Origin of the sequence: Rhodoferax sp., from assembly GCF_010365055.1 — a bacterium.
Lineage (GTDB): Bacteria > Pseudomonadota > Gammaproteobacteria > Burkholderiales > Burkholderiaceae_C > Rhodoferax.
Map to the genome: position 1 here is coordinate 1 of NZ_JAAFHA010000163.1, position 4,802 is coordinate 4,802.

5 protein-coding genes and 1 tRNA gene are annotated in these 4,802 nt (G+C 59.1%); all 6 read left to right on the top strand.

All coding sequences use genetic code 11. The annotated features are described in order from the left end of the window. A partial coding sequence (locus tag GZ093_RS20235) for an excinuclease ABC subunit UvrC (RefSeq protein ID WP_296489487.1) occupies nucleotides 1-1,535 on the top strand: 1,535 nt, incomplete at its 5' end. A 52-nt stretch (nucleotides 1,536-1,587) separates the two neighbouring features. Continuing rightward, nucleotides 1,588-2,154 (top strand): CDP-diacylglycerol--glycerol-3-phosphate 3-phosphatidyltransferase, encoded by a 567-nt coding sequence (gene pgsA / locus GZ093_RS20240; protein WP_296489488.1) that lies wholly within the window; start codon nucleotides 1,588-1,590, stop codon nucleotides 2,152-2,154. Between the two features lie 42 nt (nucleotides 2,155-2,196). Then, nucleotides 2,197-3,063, top strand: coding sequence for a DMT family transporter (locus GZ093_RS20245; RefSeq protein WP_296489489.1), 867 nt, complete (start codon nucleotides 2,197-2,199; stop codon nucleotides 3,061-3,063). A 40-nt stretch (nucleotides 3,064-3,103) separates the two neighbouring features. Further along, nucleotides 3,104-4,189, top strand: a complete 1,086-nt coding sequence (locus tag GZ093_RS20250) for a tartrate dehydrogenase (RefSeq protein ID WP_296489491.1) — start codon at nucleotides 3,104-3,106, stop codon at nucleotides 4,187-4,189. A 152-nt stretch (nucleotides 4,190-4,341) separates the two neighbouring features. After that, nucleotides 4,342-4,614, top strand: a complete 273-nt coding sequence (locus GZ093_RS20255; protein WP_296489493.1) for an HU family DNA-binding protein — start codon at nucleotides 4,342-4,344, stop codon at nucleotides 4,612-4,614. Between the two features lie 15 nt (nucleotides 4,615-4,629). Beyond that, nucleotides 4,630-4,705 (top strand) — tRNA-Val (locus GZ093_RS20260). The last annotated feature ends 97 nt before the right edge of the window (nucleotides 4,706-4,802 follow it).

Sequence of the window (4,802 nt, forward strand, 5' to 3'; positions counted from 1 at the left end):
ACCCGAGCGCCTGGGCGGTCAAGGAGGCGATTCTGCTGATGCAAAAGGTGTTTCACCTGCGCACCTGTGAAGACCCGGTGTTCAACAACCGCACACGCCCATGCCTGCTGTACCAGATCAAACGTTGCTCAGCGCCTTGCGTCGGCCATATTTCTACCGCGGACTATGCGCAGGACGTGGCCAACGCCGAGCGGTTTTTGCGTGGCGATGCGCGTCAGGTGCTGGAGACGCTGGAGGCGCGCATGATGGCGCATGCCGACAAGCTGGAGTTTGAGCAGGCGGCCGAGCTGCGCAATCAGGTGGCGGCGCTGTCCAATGTGCTGCATCAGCAGTCGGTGGACAACGTGGCCGATCGCGATGTGGACATCCTGGCGGTGAAAGTGAAGGGCGGTCGTGCCTGCGTCAATCTGGCGATGGTGCGCGGCGGGCGCCATCTGGGGGATCGACCGTATTTCCCGGCGCATGTGGAAGACGCAACCGCGATCTACAGTGCCGGCGGTTTTGAAGATGCAGTGGAGGACAGCGCGGCTGCCTCGCCCGCACCCAGTGTCGAGACCCAGGTGCTGGAAGCCTTCGTGGCGCAGCATTACCTGAATGTGCCGGTGCCGCCGACGCTGATTGTCAGTGCGCCGGTCAGTAAAAATTTGCTCGAAGCGCTGTCGCTTCAGTTCGGCGTCAAGATCACGGCGGTGCAACAGCCGCGCGAGCAGCGCCGGGTCTGGCTGGAAATGGCGCAAACCAATGCTGGCTTGCAGTTGGCCCGTCTTTTATCCGAGGAAGGCTCGCAGCAGGCGCGCACCCGGGCCTTGGCCGATGCGCTGGATCTGGCGCTGGACGACCTGGATACCCTGCGGGTCGAGTGTTTTGACATCTCCCACACGGCGGGCGAGGCCACCCAGGCCTCGTGCGTAGTGTTTGCACACCACAAAATGCAGAACGCCGAGTACCGGCGCTACAACATCAACGACATCACGCCGGGCGACGACTACGCGGCCATGCGCCAGGTGTTGCTGCGCCGCTATGGCAAGCTGGCCGAGACACTGCGCGAGGCGCAACAGGCCGGGCAACTACCGAAGGGTACTGGCCGGCTGCCGGACTTGGTTCTCGTGGACGGCGGCGTAGGCCAGGTCAGCATGGCGCGTGAAGTGTTTGATCACTTGGGCCTGGATTTGTCATTGATCGTCGGCGTCGAAAAAGGCGAGGGCCGCAAGGTCGGGCTGGAGGAACTGGTGTTTGCCGATGGCCGCGACAAGGTCTATCTGGGTAAGGATTCGGCGGCGCTGATGCTGGTGGCGCAGATTCGGGACGAGGCGCATCGTTTTGCCATCACCGGCATGCGGGCCAAACGCGCCAAGGTACGGGTGGACGGCGGCAAACTCGAAGAAATTCCCGGCATTGGCCCCAAGCGGCGCTCCAAATTGCTGCAGCGCTTTGGCGGCGTGCGGGGCGTGGCGCTGGCGGGGGCCGAAGATATTGCGAGGGTGGAGGGCATTTCGCGCGAACTGGCTGAAGAAATTTACCGCGCATTGCACTGATTCAAGGGCATTGACGGGCATTGGGCGGGTTTGGTCGTGCCACAATGACGTCATGTTTTTCAACATCCCCACCATCATGACCTGGGCGCGCATCGTCGCGATCCCCTTGATCGTCGGGGTGTTTTATTTACCTATTGAGCCTGCCAGCCGCAATTTGATTGCCACGGTCATGTTTGTGGTGTTTGCGGCCACCGATTGGCTTGACGGTTATTTAGCGCGCAAGCTCAACATGGTCTCGTCCTTTGGCGCCTTTCTGGACCCGGTCGCCGACAAATTTCTTGTTTGTGCCTGCGTGCTGGTTCTTGTTCATCTGGGGCGCGCTGACGTCTTTGTCGCGCTCATCATCATTGGCCGTGAAATTGCGATTTCCGCCCTGCGTGAGTGGATGGCGCAAATTGGCGCCGCCAAGAGCGTGGCGGTGCACATGATCGGCAAGCTCAAGACCGTGGTGCAAATGGTGGCGATCCCGTTTCTGCTGTATGACGGCATGTTGCTGGGGCTGATCGACACCCGTGTCTGGGGCGTCTGGCTGATCTGGATTGCCGCCGTGATGACGGTCTGGTCCATGGTCTATTACCTGCAAAAAGCCTTGCCCGAGATCCGGGCGCGGGCCCGTTAGCGGCCGGTGCGGGCCTCTGACGATCGGGCCTTGATCCGGGCCATGCCAGCGGTGTTTGTGCTGATCTGGAGCACGGGCTTCATCGTCGCCCGTTATGGCATGCCACATGCCCCACCCTTTAAGTTCTTGTTGGTTCGCTACGCGCTGTCGATCGCGTGCTTTTTGCCGTGGATCGTACTGGCGCGCGTCAAGTGGCCCAGCAGCCGCGAGCAATGGACGCATCTGGCCGTGACAGGCATCTTCATGCATGCGGGCTACCTCGGTGGTGTCTGGGCGGCGGTAAAGCTCGGCATGGGCTCGGGGCTGTCGTCGCTGATCGTCGGTTTGCAGCCGGTGTTGACGGCGCTTTGGCTGGCCGCCACCGGAGGGAAGATCAGCGCGCGTCAGTGGGCCGGGCTGGTGCTGGGTTTTGTTGGCTTGGTGCTGGTGGTGTCGCGCAAGTTCGGGCAGGGTGGCGAGGCCGATTGGGTCAACATGTCCCTGGCCATTGGTGCGCTACTGAGCATCACCATCGGCACGCTGTATCAAAAGCGCTTTGTCACACCCTGTGATGTGCGCAGCGCCAACACGGTGCAACTGGGTGCTGCCCTGCTCGTGACCTTGCCGCTGGCGCTGCTGGAGGTGGAGGTGATGCACTGGAATATGGAACTGGCGGGCGCGGTCGCTTGGTCCGTGATTGCGCTGACCTTGGGTGGCAGCTCATTGCTGTATTTACTGATCCAGCGGGGCGCTGCAGCCTCAGTCACCAGTCTGATGTATCTGGTGCCACCGGTGACAGCGTTGATTGCCTGGGTGCTGTTTGGTGAACCGATCACCGCTATTACACTGATCGGAACGCTGCTGACGGCCTTTGGCGTTGCTTTGGTCGTGCGGCAGCCCCGGCTTGTATCGACAGTCAGAACCCTCTGACTTTTTCTATTTTTAACGCTTGATTGCAGAGGTTTCGTTGATGAGTCAAAAAAGAATTGCTGTTATTGCCGGTGACGGCATTGGCCAGGAAGTCATGCCCGAAGGCGTGCGTGTGCTGGAGGCCGTGGCGGGCAAATTCGGCATTGACCTGCAGTTTGATCATTTTGATTTTTCCAGCTGGGACTACTTCGAGCAGCACGGTCAGATGCTGCCCGACAACTGGAAGGATCAAATTGGGGGTCACGACGCGATCTACTTCGGCGCGGTGGGCTGGCCCGACAAAATTGCCGATCATGTCTCACTATGGGGTTCCTTGCTGCTGTTTCGCCGCGAGTTCGACCAGTATGTCAACCTGCGTCCGGTGCGGCTGATGCCCGGCATCATCGCACCCGTCGTACGGCGTGATGGCAGCCGACGCGAGCCGGGTGAAATCGACATGATGATCGTGCGCGAAAACACCGAAGGGGAGTATTCCAGCGTCGGCGGGCGCATGTACCCCGGCACCGAGCGAGAAATCGTGCTGCAGGAAACCGTGATGTCGCGCGTTGGCGTTGACCGGGTGTTGAAGTTTGCTTTTGACCTGGCCCGGTCGCGACCGAAAAAACATCTGACCAGCGCCACCAAATCCAACGGCATTGCGATCACCATGCCTTATTGGGATGAACGTGTTGCTGAGATGTCAAAGGCTTATCCTGACGTGAAGGTGGATAAATTTCACATCGATATCTTGTGTGCCCACTTTGTGCAACGCCCCGATTTTTTTGATGTGGTGGTGGCGAGCAATCTTTTTGGCGACATCTTGAGTGATCTGGGTCCAGCCTGCACGGGAACGATTGGTATTGCCCCCAGTGCCAATCTAAATCCCGAGCGCAAATTCCCCTCGCTGTTCGAGCCGGTTCACGGCTCAGCGCCCGACATTGCCGGCCAGGGCATTGCCAATCCGATCGGCCAGATTTGGAGCGGTGCCTTGATGCTCGATTTCTTGGGCTACCCTCAAGCGCAAGATGCCGTTATGAAGGCGATAGAAAAAGTGCTGCATCCCGCGAGCGGGGCGCCACGCACCCCGGATCTGGGAGGCACTGCCAGCACAAAAGACGTCGGGTTGGCCATTGTGGCGGCGCTCTAAAAACCGACTAGAATTCCTCCTCGCACTGCTGCAAAGCCAATGGTTGTATTGTTAGGTCTGAGCCGATGGCTCAGAGTCCCGACGACATGACGAGTGCAAATCTTATTGAAGAGACAATTCGACTAACTCTGTTTCCATACCAAGGGTTCTTTGTGAATAAAACCGAACTAATAGAGCACATTGCTACAAATGCCGACATTTCCAAGGCGGCCGCTACCCGGGCGCTGGAGGCCGCTATTGGCGCTGTCAAGATTACATTGAACAAAGGCGGCTCTGTTTCGCTGGTGGGCTTTGGAACCTTTGCCGTTGGCAAGCGGGCCGCGCGAGTGGGGCGCAATCCGCGCACTGGCGCCGCGATCAAGATCAAGGCGGCCAAAGTGCCAAAATTCCGTCCGGGCAAAGCGTTGAAAGACGCCTTGAACTGATAGCCGGTTCAAGTTGGGTGCTTAGCTCAGTTGGTAGAGCGTCTGCCTTACACGCAGAATGTCGGCGGTTCGAGCCCGTCAGCACCCACCACCTCAACCAGATAAAGGCGAGCAGCATGTTCGCCTTTTTTGTTTTTCTTATTGGAGAGTTCGCGCATGTTTGATTTTGTTCGCAAGCACACGAAGAT